Source organism: Kineococcus vitellinus (assembly GCF_009906315.1).
In the GTDB taxonomy this organism is placed as follows: domain Bacteria; phylum Actinomycetota; class Actinomycetes; order Actinomycetales; family Kineococcaceae; genus Kineococcus; species Kineococcus vitellinus.
Map to the genome: position 1 here is coordinate 1 of NZ_JAAALL010000476.1, position 2,015 is coordinate 2,015.

General features: G+C 79.1%; 3 protein-coding genes. 1 reads left to right on the plus strand and 2 read right to left on the minus strand.

Going from position 1 to position 2,015, the window contains the following annotated elements; translation table 11 throughout:
* Window positions 1–45 precede the first annotated feature (45 nt).
* A complete protein-coding gene (locus GTQ99_RS22595) occupies window positions 46–651 on the minus strand; it encodes a helix-turn-helix transcriptional regulator (RefSeq protein ID WP_166617915.1) in 606 nt (201 codons plus the stop codon).
* A gap of 38 nt (window positions 652–689) precedes the next feature.
* Here GTQ99_RS22595 and GTQ99_RS22600 point away from each other — a divergent pair, with 38 nt between their 5' ends.
* A complete protein-coding gene (locus tag GTQ99_RS22600; RefSeq protein ID WP_166617916.1) occupies window positions 690–1,094 on the plus strand; it encodes a hypothetical protein in 405 nt (134 codons plus the stop codon).
* 18 nt (window positions 1,095–1,112) lie between these two features.
* On the opposite strand, the gene GTQ99_RS22605 is transcribed toward GTQ99_RS22600, so the two are convergent.
* Window positions 1,113–2,015 (minus strand): serine/threonine dehydratase, encoded by a 903-nt coding sequence (locus GTQ99_RS22605; RefSeq protein WP_420814613.1) that lies wholly within the window; start codon window positions 2,013–2,015, stop codon window positions 1,113–1,115.

Sequence of the window (2,015 nt, forward strand, 5' to 3'; positions counted from 1 at the left end):
CCCGCCGGCCTGACCCGCGGCCCGCCCCGTCCCGTCCCCGCGGGCTCACGCCGTCCCCGCGGACCCGGTGGTGCCGTCCTCGCCGTCCTCGCCGTCCTCGCCGTCCGCCAGCAGCGCCAGCGCCTCGCGCGCCCAGCGCTCCTGGGCCTGCGCGGCGTGCAGGCCGGCGAGCACGGTCACCAGGCGGAACCTCGCACCGCCGGCGCCGCCCGCCCGCGCCTCGGCCCGCACCTCCGCCTCCACCTCGGCGCGCAGCCGCTCGCAGCGCGCGGCGGCCTCCTCGGCCTCGGCGAGCGCGTCGGCGAGCCAGCGGTGCACGAGGTCGGCGGGCACCTGGTCGCCGAAGAACAGCCGCAGCAGCAGGGGGTTGCGCGGCGGCGGCTGCCGGAAGGGCTCGCCCAGCAGCTCGCGCAGCCGCCGCCGGCCGGCCGAGGTGATGCGGAACGGGGTGCCGGAGCCGCCGGCGGCGTCCTCGCGCTCGACCAGGCCGTCCGCCTGCAGAGCGGTCAGGGCCGGGTACACCTGGCCGAAGCTCTCGTGCCAGAAGTGCCCGAGCGTCTGCACGATCTCCGCGCGCAGCCGGTAGCCCGTCATGGGCTCGATCGAGAGCGCGCCGAGCACGGCCAGCTGCGTCTGCGGTGTCCTCGCCACCCCTTGAGCATATCTGCCAGATACCCTATCTTCCAGGAATGCTCCCCGCTGCCGTCGCCGCGCCCCGCCCCGAGCGCTCCGCCGTCGTCGCGGCCACCGCCCTCACCGGGGCGGTGGCGGCCTTCCAGCTGGCCCTGGCCGCGGGCGCCCCCTGGGGCGCGGCGGCCTGGGGCGGCGCGCAGCCCGGCGTCCTGCCGCGCCGCCTGCGGGCGGCCAGCGCCGCCTCGGCGGCCGGCTACGGCCTGCTGGCCGCGACCACCGCCTCGACGCTGGTGCCCGCCCGCGCCCGGCGCCGCGTCCTGACCGCGGCCAGCGGCCTCACGGCCGTGGGCACCCTGCTGAACCTCGCCTCGCCCTCGCTCCTCGAGCGGCTGCTGTGGACGCCGGTCGCCGCCGCGCTGACCGTGCTGCTCGCGCGCTCCCGTGGTCCGCGCCCGCGCTGACGCCGCCGCCCCCGCCCCTCACAGCGTCGTGGTGTGCGGGGCCAACACCGACCCCTCGACGCTGTGAGGGGCGGGGGCGCCGTGCTCGGCCGCGATGCGGAAGCGCTCCCACAGCTGCGCCCGCGCGGCCGTGATCCGCGCGTCGTCGACGAGCAGGCTCACGGGCGCGGTGCGCCGGGCCACGTCGAAGGCGATGGAGCCCACCCGGCGCGCGCCCAGGGAGTCGGCGGCGACGCCCGCGACGTCCACGTCCACGGGCCGCCCGGCGGCCAGCGCCCGGTGCAGCGTCGGGGCGCCCTCCGGCTCGACGGCGACGACGCGGGCCCGCCCCTCCAGCGCCGCGGCCACCCCGGCGAACAGGCCGCCACCGCCGACGGCGACGACGACGGTGTCGACGTCCGGCACGTCCTCGAGGACCTCCAGGGCCAGGGTCCCCGCCCCCGCCGCGATCTCCGGCTGGTCGTAGGCGTGGGCGAAGACGGCCCCGCGGGCGGCGGAGAACTCCACGGCCGCCTCATACGCCTCCGCGTACTGGCTGCCCACCAGCCGCACGTCGGCGCCCAGCCCCCGCAGCCGCGCCACCTTCACCGCGGGGGCGGTCAGCGGCACGAACACCGTCGCCGGCACCCCCAGCGCCGCGGCCGCGTGCGCGTTCGCCAGCCCCGCGTTGCCGCCGGAGGCCGTCACCACCCCGCGAGCGGGGTCCAGGGAACCCTCCTGCGCGGCGGCCAGCAGCCGGTTGAAGGCGCCGCGCGCCTTGAAGGTCCCGGTGTGCTGGAGGAACTCGCACTTCAGCCACAGCGGCCGCCCCGCCCCGCCCACCTCCAGCACCGGGGTCCGGCGCACCCTGCCCCGGATCCGCTCCCGCGCCGCGCCGACGTCCTGCCCGGTGATCGTCGTGTCCACGCGCAGATCCTGCAC

Bases quoted from the DNA above. Each gene is read 5' to 3' on its own strand.
- GTQ99_RS22600 (WP_166617916.1), top strand. From the start codon at position 690: ATGCTCCCCGCTGCCGTCGCCGCGCCCCGCCCCGAGCGCTCCGCCGTC.